General features: G+C 42.8%; 15 protein-coding genes. 5 read left to right on the top strand and 10 right to left on the bottom strand.

Going from position 1 to position 17743, the window contains the following annotated elements; all coding sequences use genetic code 11:
- Positions 1–62: 62 nt before the first annotated feature.
- From BUB16_RS10275 to BUB16_RS10265, 3 genes are all read left to right on the top strand, one after another.
- Entirely contained in the window at positions 63–533 is a 471-nt protein-coding gene (locus BUB16_RS10275) for a redoxin domain-containing protein (protein WP_073063313.1), read from the top strand.
- 671 nt (positions 534–1204) lie between these two features.
- Positions 1205–3241: a sensor histidine kinase gene (locus tag BUB16_RS10270; RefSeq protein ID WP_170864358.1), complete on the top strand. Its 2037-nt coding sequence runs from the start codon at positions 1205–1207 to the stop codon at positions 3239–3241.
- A 160-nt stretch (positions 3242–3401) separates the two neighbouring features.
- Positions 3402–4085, top strand: coding sequence for a tetratricopeptide repeat protein (locus tag BUB16_RS10265; RefSeq protein ID WP_084088186.1), 684 nt, complete (start codon positions 3402–3404; stop codon positions 4083–4085).
- Here the strand turns inward: BUB16_RS10265 and BUB16_RS10260 are convergent.
- The 3 genes from BUB16_RS10260 to BUB16_RS10250 form a co-directional block, all read right to left on the bottom strand.
- Positions 4057–7296 (bottom strand): CHAT domain-containing protein, encoded by a 3240-nt coding sequence (locus tag BUB16_RS10260; RefSeq protein ID WP_073063302.1) that lies wholly within the window; start codon positions 7294–7296, stop codon positions 4057–4059. The two genes, BUB16_RS10265 and BUB16_RS10260, sit on opposite strands and share 29 nt — an antisense overlap.
- Before the next feature lie 197 nt (positions 7297–7493).
- Entirely contained in the window at positions 7494–7754 is a 261-nt protein-coding gene (locus tag BUB16_RS10255) for a hypothetical protein (RefSeq protein ID WP_073063292.1), read from the bottom strand.
- Positions 7755–7825: 71 nt separating this feature from the next.
- Positions 7826–8086 carry a hypothetical protein gene (locus tag BUB16_RS10250; protein WP_073063292.1) on the bottom strand — a complete coding sequence of 87 codons (261 nt, stop codon included), beginning with the start codon at positions 8084–8086 and terminating at the stop codon, positions 7826–7828.
- Positions 8087–9799: 1713 nt separating this feature from the next.
- Here BUB16_RS10250 and BUB16_RS10245 point away from each other — a divergent pair.
- Complete coding sequence (locus tag BUB16_RS10245) at positions 9800–10255, top strand: fasciclin domain-containing protein (RefSeq protein ID WP_073063289.1); 456 nt, start codon at positions 9800–9802, stop codon at positions 10253–10255.
- A gap of 179 nt (positions 10256–10434) precedes the next feature.
- Here the strand turns inward: BUB16_RS10245 and BUB16_RS10240 are convergent, their stop codons facing one another.
- The 6 genes from BUB16_RS10240 to BUB16_RS10215 form a co-directional block, all read right to left on the bottom strand.
- Positions 10435–11487, bottom strand: coding sequence for a hypothetical protein (locus BUB16_RS10240; RefSeq protein ID WP_073063286.1), 1053 nt, complete (start codon positions 11485–11487; stop codon positions 10435–10437).
- 386 nt (positions 11488–11873) lie between these two features.
- The gene (phoU, locus tag BUB16_RS10235; protein ID WP_073063283.1) at positions 11874–12566 is read right to left on the bottom strand and encodes a phosphate signaling complex protein PhoU; all 693 of its coding nucleotides are present in this window, start codon (positions 12564–12566) and stop codon (positions 11874–11876) included.
- A 42-nt stretch (positions 12567–12608) separates the two neighbouring features.
- On the bottom strand, positions 12609–13397 hold the full coding sequence (pstB, locus tag BUB16_RS10230) for a phosphate ABC transporter ATP-binding protein PstB (protein WP_073063280.1): 789 nt from the start codon (positions 13395–13397) through the stop codon (positions 12609–12611).
- 87 nt (positions 13398–13484) lie between these two features.
- Positions 13485–14342, bottom strand: coding sequence for a phosphate ABC transporter permease PstA (pstA, locus tag BUB16_RS10225; RefSeq protein ID WP_073063278.1), 858 nt, complete (start codon positions 14340–14342; stop codon positions 13485–13487).
- Positions 14335–15210: a phosphate ABC transporter permease subunit PstC gene (gene pstC, locus BUB16_RS10220; RefSeq protein WP_073063472.1), complete on the bottom strand. Its 876-nt coding sequence runs from the start codon at positions 15208–15210 to the stop codon at positions 14335–14337. The genes pstA and pstC overlap by 8 nt, the downstream gene beginning before the upstream one ends.
- Positions 15211–15269: 59 nt before the next feature.
- Entirely contained in the window at positions 15270–16241 is a 972-nt protein-coding gene (locus tag BUB16_RS10215) for a PstS family phosphate ABC transporter substrate-binding protein (RefSeq protein ID WP_073063275.1), read from the bottom strand.
- A 359-nt stretch (positions 16242–16600) separates the two neighbouring features.
- On the opposite strand from BUB16_RS10215, the gene BUB16_RS10210 reads away from it, so the two are divergent.
- Positions 16601–16984: a hypothetical protein gene (locus BUB16_RS10210; protein ID WP_073063271.1), complete on the top strand. Its 384-nt coding sequence runs from the start codon at positions 16601–16603 to the stop codon at positions 16982–16984.
- Positions 16985–17088: 104 nt separating this feature from the next.
- On the opposite strand, the gene BUB16_RS10205 is transcribed toward BUB16_RS10210, so the two are convergent.
- Positions 17089–17724, bottom strand: a complete 636-nt coding sequence (locus tag BUB16_RS10205) for a hypothetical protein (RefSeq protein WP_073063267.1) — start codon at positions 17722–17724, stop codon at positions 17089–17091.
- Positions 17725–17743 lie beyond the last annotated feature (19 nt).

Raw genomic sequence — 17743 nt, 5'->3', positions numbered from 1 at the left:
GGTCGACTGCCGGTGGACTTTCTAATCTCTTAACCTTGTTATAATACATCTTATTTAAGTTCATGACTCCTGAAAAAAACACACAAGCCCCAGATTTTACGCTCCCCGATACAGAGGGTGAGGAGGTATCACTGGCCGATTTTCAAGGAAAAAGGAAGGTCGTACTGCTGTTCTTCCCGCTGGCCTTTTCAGATGTTTGTACCAAAGAGCTTTGCACAACCCGTGATAACATGAAAATGTATAATGCCCTCAGTGCTACCGTCATCGCAATCAGCGTAGACAGCTTTTTTACGCTGGGGGTACTAAAAAAATCCGAAAACCTGAATTTCATACTGCTGAGTGACTTTAATAAGAAAGTCTCACGGCGTTACCAGGTATTGCAGGATGATTATTATGGGATGAAAGGCGTATCAAGGCGCGCAGTCTTTGTTATTGACAGGGAGGGGATCATTCGGCACCGGGAAGTACTGGAGGATTCCGGAAAGCTGCCCGACTTCAAAGCTGTTCAAGAAATGCTTTCTGCGAACCATTGACTACTTCTCTGCCGCTTATATTCCAGTCTAATCCATCCGGAAAACAACCGGAATATTTGTGACCGGTCGACAGCGCCTAACATGATTATAAATGTTTTCAGTGAATAAAAGCCGGGCCATTGTAACCCATAATAGCAATTATGGGGATTTTTTTTTAACATAAGGATCTAAGTATAAATCAGGCATTATTTATTTTTGGCTTGATGATTTTGCTCCATCTGCTCCGGGTAAATTAGTACTGGATATGCACGTTGGAGAACATCTCTACCAGTAAGGATTGGTATTGGGATTTTAAAAGAAAACCCTTGCATAACACTTAAAATATCGTAGTTTATGATGGATAAAACTGCCAACCGGCGGATGGAGCAAACAGGAAAATAAAATATTAACTTAAAAAGCTCCAACCATGGCTTTTCCCTCTGTGAAATTTTCTAAAAAGGACTTCTTAAGGCGAGACTAATTAAATAACGGGAGTGAAGAGATACGATTTTTGAAATCGTTGGCTTAAAAGTATGATCCTGATTTTGGCGGGGAGTAATTCTTGAGCGATGTCAGATGAAAAGTTTGAAGAAATCATGACGATACCAGCTAAATTTTTAAGGACCTTTTTTCCAGGTTTTACAGAAATTACAACTGCAGCTTTTTTTTTTATTTGTGTCTTTTCTTCGTGTATGATTTCAGAGGATTTCAAAAACGTCGATGGAGATGGTGAGATTAAACAAATGGCCGATGAAATTTCTACCCATGTCGACAGTCTTGTTTGGGCGGGGCATCCCGATCCCGTAGCCTTCCTGGACTCTGCAGCCCAGGCATCCCCGGAACCCGAAATTGAAAATTTGTTTCGGAAATATATCGCAATCAGCTACTATTTTTCCGAATACAGAAAAAACTATGCACTGGCCGAGACCTATGCGGACAGCACCCTGCAACTGTTTGAAAAAAAACAGAATGATTCGGACTATGATATACTTCATTTATATGCGCTTTTAAAAAAGGGAGAGACTCAACAGCATCAGCACTTGTACGGAACGGCCATCCGGTATTTTGTTCAGGGCTGGCAGATGATCAACCCGGAAACAGCGCCCTGCATTGCCGCAAAATATTTATGCAGGCTGGGCAGCATAAGCTATGAGCAGGAAAACTATCGAAAATCCATCGATTTTTATTCCAGATCCTGGCGGCTATCTGCCGATTGTAGCGCACACTCTGATTTTTCCTGGTTCCGGCGTACGTTCAATCATTACCATCATCTGGCCTCTAACTACCGAGAACTGCAGATGCCCGACAGTGCGCTTTACTACGACGAGTGGGCCCTTGCTCTGTTGGAGGAGGCGGAATCATCGGGGAGATTTTCGGAAAATGCGAATCATCGTCATTATCTGAAGCAGGCAAAAGGAGTAGCATATGGCAATATGGGAACGTCAAATAAAGAGTTTGGGCGAGAGGAGGAAGCAGAGCGTTTTTGGAAGAAGAGTATTGCCATCAACGAGCGGAGTGGTTATGCCAATGAGCATGCGGAGCTGACTCGGCTGCGACTTGCCGAATATTATGTAAACGCGGGCCGTTTGAAAGAGGCCAAAACGGAGCTGGAACAGACGCGGGAATGGCTGGATGAGGTTTCGAGTGAGAAAGTAGAGCTGAGTTGGTGGCGGGTACGGTGGAAATGGCTCGCCCGAGCAGGAAATGAGGCACAGGAGTATGCCGCCTACCGGCAGTATATGGAACTGCAGGAATCAAAATTGCAAAATAAAGTGGATACGGGTGCAACAGATATCGCAGCCCAAATCCGGCTTTCCGAGCAGCAGCATGAAATCGGCCGGTTACAACGGGAAAGTGAATTAGGGGAGATGTATCTTCTGATGGCAGTTATTGTTTCACTTTTAACCATTGTTATTCTCTTTTTGATATGGCGCAACTGGTCACAGTCGAAAAAAAATGTGCAGGAATTGGCGGATTTAAGCAAACAGGTATTCAATCAGAAATTGCAATTGGAAAAAAGTAATAAAACCATAACCAGAATTATGAATATGGTTGTTCATGATTTGAGAAATCCCCTCACCGGCATTAAAGGAATCTCGTCGATGCTTCGCTCTGATGAGAAGCTGGCGGACGAACACAAGAAAATGATCGGGCTTATACACGATTCAAGCAATCACGCCATGGAACTGATCAATGAGCTCATGGATAGTAATATTTTAGAGGAACTTGAAAACGGGTACAAATCGAAAAAAAAGGAGCGTACAGAAATGCGGCCTTTTCTTAAACGTTGCGTGGATGTTTTGCAGTTCAGAGCCAGAGAAAAAGGGCAAACTATAGAGCTTGATTTTGAAGGAGATGCCACCGTCTCACTGAATCGGGATGCGATGCAGCGGGTAATCGGAAATTTGATAAGTAATGCTATCAAATTTAGCCACAGAGATTCTACCATACGATTGAGTATGGAACATTCGACCGAAACTGTTCTTCTTTCGGTTCAGGATAACGGAATCGGAATTCCGAACGATTTAAAAGAGGAAGTTTTCGATATGTTTACAGAAGCCAAGCGGCAGGGCACTTCCGGTGAACAATCATTCGGCCTCGGGCTTTCCATCTCCAAACAGATTGTGAATGCACACGGAGGGAGTATCTGGCTCGAAAGTGAAGAGGAAAAAGGGACCACTGTTTATATTGAATTGCCTCTGATCAGCCAGGATTCTAAAGTACAATGAAGTCGATTGATCGGGAAGAAGGAAAGGGCGTCTAATTTTTTTATATTGATGTAGTAATTATTATTAAAATTTTGTATTATAATATGTAGCAGTAATATTAACTACAAAACAAAAGGGTAGAGATATTGACTCGCAACTAAAGAAAAAAATAGACCTCTATGTGGAGGGTGAGTTGGATTACGGAGAGGTGGATGAACTCTGGAGGGAGTTAATTCACGACAGTGAGGCTTTGCGCTATTTAAAAACCACTACAGATACTAACAAAATTAAGGATGAAGATCATGAAGAGGGAATAAGGAATACAAATAAAAAACAACCCCAAAATTACTGGTACCTTTCTGCCGCTCTGGTATTGATAGCAGGGACATTTTTTATTTTTCAAATCACGAGTGAGGCGACAGAATCCGTTCAAGCTGTTTCAAGCATCGAGCTTAATTATTATCGGTCTGCAGAGGGTACATCGGGCGATGAAGCAATATCGAGAGAAGCCATCGAGCTTGCCAACCAGGGAAACTATGGCAGGGCTGTCCGGATGATCGATATGAAACTGAATCAAACCGATGATGTGTATACAAAATCCCTTCTTCTTATACGGTCGGGCTCCATTCTCTACAATGCAGGGAGATACCGGGAAGCTCTTTCCAGGTTTGACAGGGTTACAAAAAAACCGGACGTTAATTTGCTGACCCGGGAAAAAGCCTACTGGTACCTGGGCAATTCCTATTTTCAGCTCGGTGAACCGGAAAAGGCGAAAATAGCATTTCAGAATGTATATGAACTGGATGGAGCTTACAGCCGTGTAGCAGAGAAGTATCTTACTGCTTTGGGAGAGGAGATGGAATAAAATGAATCTCATTGCCATTGTTTTGCTTTAGTAGCAGCCATAATCCCCAAAAAATAAGTCCTCCAAGTAAAAACATCATAAATACAAACAGAGGCTCTGTATAAAACTTATCAACGACAGGGCGGGGATCCCCATTTAGCATATAAGCACCCCAATAATGTGGATTGGCATTTTTGTTTTTCAAAAAATCAATCTTTGCCTCACGAAGAGCTGCAGGTTTTGTTTCGCCTTCTCTCAAACTTTCATAGAAATCGATGGCAAAATCGGATGCCAGCTGGTCCTCTACCTGCCACAAGTTCAACACAAGGCTTTGCGCACCCGCATACCGTAATGTGCGGCTGAATCCCATAATTCCGGCTCCCTGAAAATACTCTCCCGAAGCCGATTCGCAGGAATTGAGCATGATCAATTCATTTTCCAGGTCCATATCAAAAAGCTGGTAAGCAAAAATTTGACCGGACAGAGAATCCCCGGACTCTTCATCTAAACCAGGATGGAGATAAATGGTTGAAAAAAGAGGATTATCTTCAGAAATTTTGCTGTGCGTAGCAACATGAAGTATGCGTGAATCCGATACACCGGACCTGAAGGCAAGGGGAGTGGCCTCAGAATCCAAAAAAGCCCTTGTCCTTCCAACACTATTCATTCTTTCTGTAATGTTTTGCACTTCCTGGGAGGCATTGGGAAGGGATAGCAGCCTTTCATCGCCTGTATGTTCAAAATCTGAGACGCCGATGCCGGTAAAATCAAACGTATAAGTCTGCTCAGCCTCGGTTCTGAAAAGATCCTTCAGGCTATTCAGATAACGAATTTCCATCTGTTCGATCAGGTATTCTGACGAGCCGTAACTTAAGGGGGAAGAAGGGGAAGAGGCCGGTAAAACTCCAACAGGCAATTGGTAGAGATAACTGTCCGGCACTACAATAAGAGAAGTCCAGTGTTCCGGAAGTTTGTCAAGTTCCAGCCATGAATAAATATTATAAAGAACCTCCAGATCGGTTTCACCGGTAGCTAAGCCATGGAGTGCTTCCTCAAATAACATTTCTTCCGATTCTGTAAATGAGAGTTTATTTATGGTGATCTCCTGCCGGTCGATCTGGACCATATACAAACTGTCCATGATGCGGGTTATATGAAGTATCCCTTCTCCTTTCCGGAGCCGTGACTGAATATTCGAAAGGGAAGTGGTTTGAAACAATGATGAGGAAGATTTTTGCTGCCTGAGTTGATTTCTGCGTGCAGTCAGCGCCGAGATCTCGTTTTGGATCGAAAGTTTTTCGTTTTCATCTGCTACTATGAGTTTTTTTCGAAGATTGTCGAGTTGCTGTGTAATTCTTAGATTTTCGGTTAGTTCCTCTTCCGAAAGGCGACCCGAGGTTACAAGCGGATTGTCGACCAGTGCGGCATCATTAATGGTTTTCAGCTGATCCAGTACGTTTACCATTTCATCCGGGCGGTTTTGCTCCTTTAGAAGCTCTGCATAGAGCCGGAACAGGTGGAGATAGGCCTCCTCGACATGCCAGTAACCTGCTTCCCTGTTGGCAGAATTCCGGGCTCTCTCCACCACCTGCTGGTATATGTCAGCAATCAATGCCTCCGCATCCCGGACTCTGCCTTCGGTCCATGCAACTTCGGCTTCAATCCGCCGGGCATTCACCAGGACATCAAAATCGACGACCGACAGGTCATACCTGTTAAACTCGTCGATGGTCTTTTGAGCATCCCCGGGATCTCCCATCATCAGTTCCACTTCGGCCAAATGAACAAGAGCCTGAAGGAATCCCCGGTTATTGTCATTTTTAGAACTGATGGATATGACCTCGGAGTAAAGGTCGCGGCTTTGGATATATTCACCTCTTTTTTTATGGAGATTTGCTTTTTCAGAAATAATTCTTGCACGGAGCCGTTCGCTGCCCGAATCCTCCAGTAACAATTGTGCATCCGAAAGCAGAGAGAAAGCGCCGTCTGTATCATTGAGAAAACGGTCATAATAATCCGCTTTGGAAATCAGGACGGAGGCCCATTCGTTCCTGTTTTGTATAGTCTCCGCAATGTTAAGTGCTTTTTCGATATAGGTTTCTGCGAGGTCCTGGTTCCGGTTGTTGCGATGGTAGATATGGAGATTTCGGTAGATCTTTAGCTGGTCGCTGTGATCTCCGCTCTCGATAGCAAGATTGAGGGCTTTGATCTGGGTTTCAAGATAGCGGTCCGTTTCCCCAAGCTTATAGTGGGCGAGACTCAGATTGTTGAGAATACGTGAATGAATGGTTGGAGAAAGATCAGTTGTATCGGCGAGAAGCGAGGTAAAAACCTCTTTAGCTTCTCCGAACCGGCCGATGGTGTAGAGATATCCGCCATGGTTGGTAAGAATGGTATTCAGGCTGCTTTTGTCACCGGTCATTCGTGAAAGCGGAATGGTTTTTCTTCGCTGCACCTCAAGGCTCCGGTCGATATAGCCCGCCCGGTAGAGGGCCACATCCAGGTTCCAATAAAGATTTCTCTTCAAGTAAACATCGGGCAGAGAATTCAAATCGATCATTTGGCGGTAATATGGGAGAATCGATCGGTTCTTCCCAGCCCGGTCGAGGGCTTCCAAAAGTGAGGCGTACAGGAAGTCTCTCTGCAGCGGGTTTGGTGCGGCATTCCGGCGGATCATTTCCTGCAGCACTTGAGCAACCTTCTCATAAAACTGCCCACCTTCAATCGCAAGGTTATTTGGATAGAACAGGATCAGGAAGGTAGAAAAATCCCATCTGTCCTGTAGCAAATCTCCTGCATTAATAACGGGATTTACTGCTATCTTTTGGTTAAGGTCTTTCAAATGCCCGTTCGGGACGGCCGAGTAGAACTCCTCGAAGTAGGTACGGCGATCCGTACCCGATTCCGTCTGGAGCAGCAGGTAGAGAAGCAGGTATTCATCCCCAAAATGAAGAGCCAATTTATGTAGTGCGGGAGGATTAAACCTGAATGGATCCGAAGGGTGGAGGTCGAACATCTCCATCCATTCCGCATCCTGTGACCGTCCAATTTCATAGAATTTTTGCCGGTACTCGCTGTTTTCCAGATAAATTTGTGAGAGGGACCAAAGCGATTCGGATACAGACTTTCCATTTTGGACCTGTTGAACATAGGTATAAATTTGCCGTTCAGGTTCTCCGGATGGGAGCCTGTCCGCCTGAAAAAAGAGTAAAAGAACCAGACAGATATACATGGCAGAAGAAAATAGCAAATAAGTTGTACAGTTACAGCTTATTTACCACAGAAAGAAGAATCAGTCTTCTCAATAATCTTCACTGCCTGTTACAAACGTTTATCCATCCGTGAAGGATAACCAAGTAGTCAAGGTTATCGGATATTTTCAAACAAAACTATATGACAAATCGGGCGGTGATCATGGGCGCCGGAAGATTACCGACCGCCTCTTGGGCCTCCTGTGATGATCGGATCCATCTCATCATCGATAGATGTGGGCGCGGGATCGATCTCCGGGGTGTCCGAATCAACGGTTGTTGGTTGTTCTTCGACGTCGCTCTGCTCGAAGCCCGAGTCGGCAACGGAGGCGCAGCTGGCTACCAGCCCGGCGATAAGGACAATGGAGAAGACTTTGGCGAGCAGCGTGGTGATGTGGTTGATTGCGTTTTTCATAGCACTGGTGGTTGAATTATTCATAATAGGTAGTTGGTTGTATTGAGTGGTTAGGGTGTATGGTTGGTTTGTGCGATAATCATGAATCCGGGGGATTACCGACCGCCTCTTGGGCCTCCTGTGATGATCGGATCCATCTCATCATCGATAGATGTGGGCGCGGGATCGATCTCCGGGGTGTCCGAATCAACGGTTGTTGGCTGTTCTTCGACGTCGCTCTGCTCGAAGCCCGAGTCGGCAACGGAGGCGCAGCTGGCTACCAGCCCGGCGATAAGGACAATGGAGAAGACTTTGGCGAGCAGCGTGGTGATGTGGTTGATTGCGTTTTTCATAGCACTGGTGGTTGAATTATTCATAATAGGTAGTTGGTTGTATTGAGTGGTTAGGGTGTATGGTTGGTTTGTGCGATTGAAACTAATCAAATCAATGGTATACAGACTTGAGTTGCCGAGTCGTGTTTTTAAAACAAGATATATCAAAAACAGGATGACCATTAATTTTTTATACACAATATTAATAATAATTACTACATAAATTTAAGAAAAAACAGGCTATTTTCTTTCCATTAATATAATTCATTCCAATTTCCCCAAATTGGAATTTGTTTTTAAAAACACTTCGTAAGCATTCTTTTCCAGGGAAGTTGTGTTGTTAAACACGAACCGATATTACTCAGGCACACTCTCCATCCTCAGAAAGAATTCCATTTTAATTCAAATGTTATCTGATCACCAACCGTTTAATAAAAAAGGAAGTCGTCTATTTTAATTTCACAGAATGGAGAAATTCGATGGATGTATAGAATTGTGAATAAAGAGTTAGAATATTTTGTATGGTTAATAATTTAATTTAGAAAAAGTATATAATACCGTTATAAAATATACTGAAAAGGATAGAAGAATACAGATATCAATTGGTTATAAAATGGAATAAGTCACAATTAAAATTCAGTCAAATATATTTATTAATCGATTCCTGAATATTCCTCTGAAACCAGACAGATACTTTAAAAAGGGAAGAGAAAGATCAACTATCACCGAGCAAGTAAATAATGAACGTTATTGGTTTAGAATCTATACTATTTACGAGTGTAACCCCTTAATACTCCTGATCCCGAGGTAGAACAAGCACAGGGTGGAAATCGGGACGCCGGTTATGTGAAATAAAGAGTGGAGAGGTTGAAACCATTTCTGTAGATATAGGTTACATATGTTACTTTACATAATATATATTATACGACATTTGTATATTCATTTAAGACAAAATAACTGCAATGGCTAAAATACGGGTTCTCATGGCACATTATAAATCGACAACCGCTTTGATAAAATGTGACAACCATATTAATAAATATTATTTAGTATGAAATAAGCTCACCAGCCCCCTAATATTTATTCTAAATATCTTAGAAGAAAGAATTAAATTACAAGGCCGACGAACAAAAAGTTATATTTCTTTATGGTTTTAGGACCTGCTTATCCATATCTGTATATTTTTCCATTCGTTTGTGAGGCTGCACAAATCAATAATAACTTTAAAACAGATTGTCCCATCAATTACTGGTACTATATAATAAAAATTGTATCATTAGCTTATTATGACCTTTGGTTCGGCTATTCGCTAAATTTCCTGGAATCGAATTAATCTTCCAATCTCTCATTCTTAAATGCCGGGGAGCTTGAGAACTTGGAACACACTGATGTGATGAAGGAGTATTTTTTACAGCTGGTGGCTTCAGACATGTTGTCAGAATTCTAAAACCAATTTCTTAAAGACTCACTTCAACTAAGCCTTAAAACCTCTTTTTAAGGCTTTAAAGGCCCTTTTTATGCAAATTTCAATTTTAAGAGGCTTTAATTGATAATTAATGGTAATGGTTGCCCGATTTCATAAAAATTTGGATTCGACCATTAAATTAAGCTCTTCAGGAGTATATCGGAACTAATTAGTCCTACAAAACTAAAATAACATGATATTGGTATCTCCGCATATTTGTAATATTATAGTTGCAAAATAGTTCAACAAACCGTTCGTTATTACTACTGCCGAACGCTAAAAAGGTTACTATTATGAAAAATCGATGCCGAAAATTCCTTGGAGCCGTTACACTCCTGTTACTTATGGGATCTTATACCACCACTGACGCCCAAACGGTTTTGGAGGTCTTAAAAAGTAACGGGCAAACCTCACAATTTGCCGCTGCAATAGAACGTGCGGGGCTCGATGACCGCTTTGATCAGCGCAACGGTTCGTTTACTGTTTTTGCTCCCTCCAACGGAGCGTTTGCTAAAATTTCAGCAAGTGAAAAAAATAATTCCCAATTAATCTTGAATCATATTATCACTGGTACGGCTACCAAACGAAGTTTACAGCATATGTCACAAATGACCTGCCTGAGCGGGCTAACGGTAGAAGTTGCACAAATGGATAATAATAGTCTTTCCATCCAAAATTATCCGCTCATTGAAAGTAATATTCAAGCTGACAACGGAGTGGTCCATATTATCGACGGGGTTATCCAATGAGCGAGTACTTTGAAAGCCGGGAGTTTGTTCATGGCCTAAACAAATGGAGATGGTATCACTGTGTCGCAGTAATAGCCATCTCCATATGTAATATGAGAACTTCAAACAACCGATAACCCGACATCGGCCGAAGAACCGCTTTCGCAAAATCCCCTAAGAATGACTGTGATTAATCTACCCTAAAAAGTATAAAAAAGTGTCAGGCGTGGGACAATGTCACTATTGGGTCGAACGCCGGCTTCATTCTCTCCATACACGACCGTTTCAACATTCGGTATCAGATGTATATTTTCATGTAGGGAAAGATCTACTCCTCCGACTAAAAAAGTAGCTGATTCTGCGGCAGAACTCATGGGAAGATAGCTGATGGATTCTCCATCAAGAACCGGATCAAACAGGTGATCAGCCCGGGCAAAGCCTTTGATATTATCAGTAAGCTCCATATTGGTAAACAAGGAAACTAAGTCTAATTCATTGTCTCCCAAACTATTATTAATATTTTCCCGAATTTGATGAGTATATGATATCCCGAAATTAAAGTGTTCCGACTGATAACCGCTAAAACCTTGAACCGTTTTCCAGTCGCTGCTGCCCGGACGATCATCCCAGTCTCCGTACACCTGTAAAACAAGGTGATCGGTCAGATTATAGCTTAACGCAAGCATAATTTTTTTGCCTTTGTTGAGTTCGGCTTTGTTACTGTTCCCGTTCCCGATAAAAAGATGATAACCGGCCTGCTGATCGCTACCTAACGCTCCTTTGAATGACACCCCGAAATCACGAGAACTTCCAAATCCAAAGAGATCCTGTGGAGCTTTTTCTACCGGCCGGTAGCCCCATACATCCTCTATGAGTCCGAAGATAGGTGTTGATGATATCCCGGCCGTAATCTGATGACCTGCTCTCTCCCATCTCAAAAAGATATCCTTTACTACGGGCGTCATTTTTTCATTACTGGCAAAATCGCCGGGGCTGCTCATCTCTAACCGCAACCGACTGGAAAAAGAGTTGCTGATTTCGTGATCGTATGTAAAGTAGATACGGCGAAACCAAAACCCATTTTTTCCTTTCAGATCGGCATTATGACTTTCCGCAAACCAGTAATAATCACTAAAAATAAGGCCGCTGAAGCTGCCTTTATCCGGAGCGGACACCTGGCCGACGACATTATTGATTTGAAAGGTCATGATTATAATACACAAATATCCTATGCGCAGTAATGGTACTTTCATAAATATGCTTGTTTCCTAATGTGCTGATCGTTTGTTTATGCCGATATACAAATCAAATAAGGTCTTTGAAAAACCTCCTTCCCACTTAACCGATGCAAAGCCTGCAGGTTCAACAGCTGAAATGTTGATAATTCATTTCTATCCTTTTATTCAGAACTCACTGCAATGCTGGTTTGATTATTTTTTAAATGACCAATCAAAACCTGTTCATGGATTTTCTATTTCGTTACTTATCCACTTTGCACTGGCTTCTGAACAGCGTTGTCTCAGATACTGAGAAAAAGGGATTTGAATTATGACAGCTTTTAAAAAGGACTGCCGGTCCCTGACCTATTTGAGTGCTGTTTTTCAGTTGTAACTGGCGAGCTGAGATAGATAAACCTTGTCTAACTATCGGTATTGTTATTGTCGTTCTGCGACTTCATTTTCTTGTGCTTCAATACCTTGGCTTCAATATAGAAAATAAATTCTTCGGCAATATTCTTCGTTAAATCCCCTACCCGCTCCAGTTTCCGGACAATCGAAAAAAGGTACAGATAATTTTGTATCTGTTCAATATCGGAACGAATAAGCTCGGCCGTTATGGCCGAAACCTCCCGATTAATCTGATTCAGTGTTTTATCAAGTTTAAAAACCTTGCGGGCGAGTTCGGTATCTTCGGTTATAAAAGCGTTAAAAATATTGCTCATCATTTTCAGGGAGGTAACATACATCTCGTCAACCCGCATTTTCTGAATAGCCTCATCTTCCATCTCTTTGCCGAAATCGAGAATATATTTGGCAATACTGTTGGCGTGGTCACCTATGCGCTCAAGGTCTGAGTTAATTTTAAAAGCAGCCATTACAAAGCGAAGATCCACGGCCACAGGGTTGTAAAGAGCCAGCAAGTTTTCGCAGTCTCTGTCAATGGTCAGCTCCAGGCTATCTACTCTTTTTTCGTTCTCCGTAATTTCATGTGCCAGCTCTTCATCAAAGTGATCCAGTGCTTTTTGGCCCTTTTCAAGCTGATTCTTTACCAAAAACATAAGCTCTAAAATATTGTCTTTCAAGATCTTAACTTCGTTATCTAAATTTGACATGGGATGAGCCTCTTGTTGGGTCTGAAATTCGTCGTTATATAATTAACCGAATCGACCGGTAATATAGTTCTGTGTACGATCTTTTTCAGGATTTGTAAATATTTTTTGAGTATCGCCATATTCAATCAGTTTTCCCATATATAAAAAGGCGGTATTATCGCTGATACGTCCCGCCTGCTGCATATTATGTGTAACAATTACAATGGTGTATTTTTTCTTCAGCTCAAAAATAAGTTCTTCGATTTTAGCTGTGGAAATAGGGTCCAGAGCCGAAGTAGGCTCATCCATCAGCAAAACAGAAGGCTTGACTGCCAGTGTCCTGGCTATGCACAGACGCTGTTGTTGTCCCCCTGAAAGCGTCAGAGCCTGCTTATCAAGATCATCCTTGATTTCATCGTAAAGGGTCGCCTGCTTCAGGGATTCTACCACACGCTGCTCGATAAAATCTTCGTCCTTGATCCCCTGAATGCGCAGTCCGTAGGCCACATTTTCATAAATGGACTTGGGAAAAGGATTCGGTTTCTGAAAGACCATTCCTATTTTCTTGCGCAGTTCTTCTACTTTTACAGACGAGGCATAAATATCCTCTTCCTCAAGCAGAATTCTTCCATTCATGCGAAAGCTGTCTATATAGTCGTTCATCCGGTTAAAAAGACGCAGAAAGGTAGACTTTCCGCATCCGGAAGGTCCGATAAAAGCAGTGATGGAGTGATCAAGAATATCGAGACTTATATCATATATGGCCTGGAAATCCCCATAAAAAACGTCGATGTTTCTGGCACGCAATTTATAGGTTTCATTATCGGAGCTGAGTTTCGGCTCCGTTTTCATTTTGGTAGCCTTGGGACCTGTTGTGCCTGAGCTTACTTCTTCCATATTCAAGAATGGTATTTTTGAACGCTATAGATTATTTATTTCCTACCAGTTGATCTTTTGCTGCCAGCGATTTCTAAGATAGACGGCGATGCCGTTCATCAGAAAAGTAATAAACAGCAGCACAATAATAGCAGCTGCTGCGTTGATGGCAAATTCGTGTTGTGGCCGAGAAACCCAGTTGAAAATCTGGATGGGCAGCACGGTAAACTCATCAAAGGGACTTTCGGGCACAAAGGGAACATAAGCAAGGGCACCTATCACAATAAGGGGTGCGGTCTCTCCCACGGCCCTGGAAATAGCCAGAATAACGCCCGTCAGAATACCGCCAAAGGAAGCAGGCAGGGTCTGCTTCCATATTGTCTGCCACTTGGAGGCTCCAAGCGCTACGGATGCTTCTTTAATAGAGCTCGGCACCGCACGCAGGGCCTCCCGGGTTGATACAATAATAATCGGCAAAATAAGCAGTGCCAGCGTCAACGCCCCGGCCAGGATACTATTTCCCATCTTCATCATGCGTACGAATACCTGTAGTCCCAACAGGCCGTAAATAATGGAAGGTACACCGGCCAGGTTAGCGATATTAATTTCCAGCAGTTTGCTGAGTTTTCCCTTGTTCCCATATTCCTCGAGGTAGATCCCTGCTCCTACACCAAGCGGAAATGAAATAAGGGTCGTCAATACCAATACCCACAGGGTGCCGATCCAGGCCGTATAGATGCCGGATCTTTCAGCGAAACGCGAAGGCAGGCTCGTCATAAAGTCCCAGCTCAGCCGGCCGGCTCCCTGGTATATGATGAACCCTATAAAAATAACCAGCGTAAGCATGCAAAAAATAATGGCAGACAGTCCAAAGACCCTAAAAGCCTTATCCTTAAACCTGCTTGAGTTGGTATTATTCATAATCCTCCTGGTACCTTGCTTTGATCCAGTAGCTGATGTTATTCAGAATAAAGGTGAAAATAAAAAGTGTAATCCCTGCCGCAAAAATGGTCTGGTATGCCGTTGACCCGTGAGGCACATCCCCCATGCTAACCTGCACAATATAAGCGGTAATGGTTTCTATGGGGACAGTCGGGTCAAGGGTAAAACGAGGTTGCTGTCCGGCGGCAATGGCGACAATCATAGTTTCACCGATGGCCCGGGAAACCGCTAAAATTGCGGACACGATAATACCGGATGAAGCGGCCGGTACCATGACGCGAAATGCGGTCTGAAATTTTGTGGATCCCATTCCGAAAGAGGCCTCTCGCAGTGAATACGGCACGGAGCTCAATGCATCCTCACTGAGAGAAGAGACAAAGGGAATAATCATAATACCCATCACAAGACCGGCTGAAAGAGCGTTAAATCCCGACAACTCAGGAATAAAGGTTTTTAAAAAAGGAGTCACAATCATCAGTGCAAAGAAACCGTATACAACAGTGGGTACCACGGCCAGAATTTCAAGCAGCGGTTTTAAAATACTCCGAAATGTGTTGGAGGCATATTCATTGAGATATATGGCAATCGTGAGTCCCACGGGCAATGCCACTGAAATAGCAATAACAGTAGTTAAAAATGTACCCGACAGCAGGGGTAAAATACCGTAGCTTTTCTGGGTAAAAAGCGGTGTCCACCTCGTAGAGGTCAAAAATTCAACGATGGATACTTCCCGAAAAAAGCTGATCGCTTCTATGGTCAGGATCAATACAATTCCAACGGTGGTCAGAATCGTAATCAAGGCGCAGACAGCAAGCACCTTTTCAATGATTTTTTCTTTTAATCTCATATCCGCATTTCGCGCCATGAATTACTGAATTGGTTATTATTCCCTCCAGCGCTTAAAGGTTAGCTATCGCTGCCCGTGGAAACTGAGTCAGTTTGGCTGCCGGCAAACTCCTCAAACTTTTTCCTCTGCACCTGATAAACGGAGTCCGGCATGGGAATATAACCTATTTGCTCAGCTAACATAGGAGCATTATCCAGATAAAAATGGACAAATTGCTGAACATTTTCTTGCTGTGCTGCTTCTTTTCTGACATAAATAAAGAGCGGCCGGGATAACGGCTCGTAGGTTCCGTCCGATACGGTTTGCATGGTGGGCCTCACAACATTGCCGGCTCCATTCTGTACCCCTGCAAGTTTTAAACTTTCCTTATTCTCTTCATAGTACGCAAGGCCAAAGAATCCCAGTGCGTACTTATCTGTACTTACTCCCTGAACAAGCACATTATCGTCCTCGCTTGCGGTAAAATCGCCCCTGCTGGCACCGCTTTCCCCTACGATTGTCTCTGTGAAGTAATCAAAGGTACCGGAAGCTACACCGGGACCAAAAAGATGAAGTTCTTCATCAGGCCATTCCTCACGCACATCACTCCACCGCGTTATTTCACCCTGGGCTTCAGGTTCCCATATTTTCTTAAGCTCTTCCACCGTAAAATAGTCCACCCAGTCATTTTCGGGATGAACGACAACAGCAAGTCCGTCGTAAGCAACTGATAACTGTACATATTCAATGCCATTTTCTTCAGCCGTTTTAACTTCACTGGGCTGTATTTCACGGGAGGCATTATTAATATCAGTATCGCCCCGCAAAAATTTCTGAAAACCCCCTCCTGTTCCCGAGACTCCAACTGTTACCCGAACATCAGGAGCTTCCGTTCGGAATTCTTCAGCGACAGCCTCGGATATGGGGAATACGGTGCTCGAACCATCGATTTTTATTTCACCTGAAAGCTGATCTTCTGAACCTCCACCCGAACCGCAGGAAGCTAACAGGATTCCGCTAAAAAAAACCAAAAACAAATATTTGTCAACCATTATCTCGTACTTAAATTAATAGTGTATATGCCGTGTGTGCTGTTCTCTATTTTGAGATCCTAAATATATCCGAAAAAAAGGAGAATAATGTTAACTCAATAGTATGGCTTGACCTGGCGATAAGTATAATAAAAACAACTACTTATCATCGGTCATAAATCCAACTGGTAACGTTATAATAACGGTTTCCTTTTTTTCTTTTATACTTGGATCTTTGAGTAACAGAATATAAGGAACTGCCAGCGCTTTCATATTAAGTTAGTGTTAAATCTTTCGGAAAGGGATTCGTTCGGAATTTGGCTTTTCGATATAATATTATAACTTACTTTTCAATTCTTCATCAAAAGACGGGGTACAATATGGATGAATATACATTTAATGTAGAAATTATTGACACAGAATATGAGGGGGATTTTCTTATACTTCGTATTAGGGCTCAAGTAAAATTTGAAGACTATGCCAAAAAGCCCAAGGGATTAAAGGAACTCGAGCCATCATTAAATAAAATAAATTCAGAGTTAGATATAACCATAGGTGATAATGAAGTTGCTTTCACAATGCCTTATGCGGTTGAGTATGCTGAATTATTTGAAAACCCTTACAAAGAGGTAATAAGGGGCTATACATTAGACCTAAAGGATTTGATAGAACCCATATTCAGGGCCATGATCAACAGGAGGGTAAACAACATTTTTGGTGGCAATATTGAGGGGCCTTATGATCCTTTTACAATTGAGATTTGATTAAAATTAAAAGCCCTGCAAGCTATCAACCTGCAGGGCCTAACTATTCATCAAGAGAGTACCAGTAATATTGATTAAATAAGCCTACTTACCAAATCAGAGGGTTAATTCATCAGAGCCTTTCTAAACTTGCTTTGTGTCTTTGGATTTATCACCTCACAGAATATCTCACCGCCTAACAAATCATCTTCTTTTACAAAGTCGGTAAAAGCTGCTATTGCGGACTGTCTCACGTTCTTTGTGGCTCTGTGGCTAACGAATCGCTGCTCCAGCTCCTGAGATGCCTTACCGGGATCTTTGAGGGCTGCCATGCAGTAACAACCGGTACTTACGGGGCTGCGGGTTGGCTTCAGGGGAATGGGTGTTTTAGACCGGACACTGTAACCCCACATCTGGCCGTTCTCATAACAGGCAATACTTACATTGATGTTATACCAGGGTTCGTTGTATAGGCTGCTATCAGTCTTTAGTTTAAGAAACTCTGAAAGCTCATCGGCAACCTCCCGGCCGGTGCGTCCTTTTGCAAGGGTGGCAAACTCGTCAACCAAGGTTACGCCATTCCCTACCCAGAGCAAACCTACTGTATCATTTATCTTAGCTACTTTTTTACAGTCCCGGCTATGAATACGATCTTCGGTAAGCTGAAAATTATCGGGGTCTGCCCCGCTTGTATCAACGGCCAATCCATCGGATAAGAGTATACTTTGTTCGGGTGTTCTGATTGTGGCTACTGCGGACATAATATTTAATTTTTTGGGG

Origin of the sequence: Fodinibius roseus, from assembly GCF_900129315.1 — a bacterium.
Classification (GTDB): Bacteria; Bacteroidota; Rhodothermia; order Balneolales; family Balneolaceae; genus Fodinibius; species Fodinibius roseus.
This window is presented reverse-complemented; position numbering and strand designations above follow the sequence as displayed.

Bases quoted from the DNA above. Each gene is read 5' to 3' on its own strand.
- BUB16_RS10275 (WP_073063313.1), top strand. From the start codon at position 63: ATGACTCCTGAAAAAAACACACAAGCCCCAGATTTTACGCTCCCCGAT.
- BUB16_RS10270 (WP_170864358.1), top strand. From the start codon at position 1,205: ATGATTTCAGAGGATTTCAAAAACGTCGATGGAGATGGTGAGATTAAA.
- BUB16_RS10260 (WP_073063302.1), bottom strand. From the start codon at position 7,296: ATGTATATCTGTCTGGTTCTTTTACTCTTTTTTCAGGCGGACAGGCTC.
- BUB16_RS10255 (WP_073063292.1), bottom strand. From the start codon at position 7,754: ATGAATAATTCAACCACCAGTGCTATGAAAAACGCAATCAACCACATC.
- BUB16_RS10250 (WP_073063292.1), bottom strand. From the start codon at position 8,086: ATGAATAATTCAACCACCAGTGCTATGAAAAACGCAATCAACCACATC.
- BUB16_RS10245 (WP_073063289.1), top strand. From the start codon at position 9,800: ATGAAAAATCGATGCCGAAAATTCCTTGGAGCCGTTACACTCCTGTTA.
- BUB16_RS10240 (WP_073063286.1), bottom strand. From the start codon at position 11,487: ATGAAAGTACCATTACTGCGCATAGGATATTTGTGTATTATAATCATG.
- phoU (WP_073063283.1), bottom strand. From the start codon at position 12,566: ATGTCAAATTTAGATAACGAAGTTAAGATCTTGAAAGACAATATTTTA.
- pstB (WP_073063280.1), bottom strand. From the start codon at position 13,397: ATGAAAACGGAGCCGAAACTCAGCTCCGATAATGAAACCTATAAATTG.
- pstA (WP_073063278.1), bottom strand. From the start codon at position 14,342: ATGAATAATACCAACTCAAGCAGGTTTAAGGATAAGGCTTTTAGGGTC.
- pstC (WP_073063472.1), bottom strand. From the start codon at position 15,210: ATGAGATTAAAAGAAAAAATCATTGAAAAGGTGCTTGCTGTCTGCGCC.
- BUB16_RS10215 (WP_073063275.1), bottom strand. From the start codon at position 16,241: ATGGTTGACAAATATTTGTTTTTGGTTTTTTTTAGCGGAATCCTGTTA.
- BUB16_RS10210 (WP_073063271.1), top strand. From the start codon at position 16,601: ATGGATGAATATACATTTAATGTAGAAATTATTGACACAGAATATGAG.
- BUB16_RS10205 (WP_073063267.1), bottom strand. From the start codon at position 17,724: ATGTCCGCAGTAGCCACAATCAGAACACCCGAACAAAGTATACTCTTA.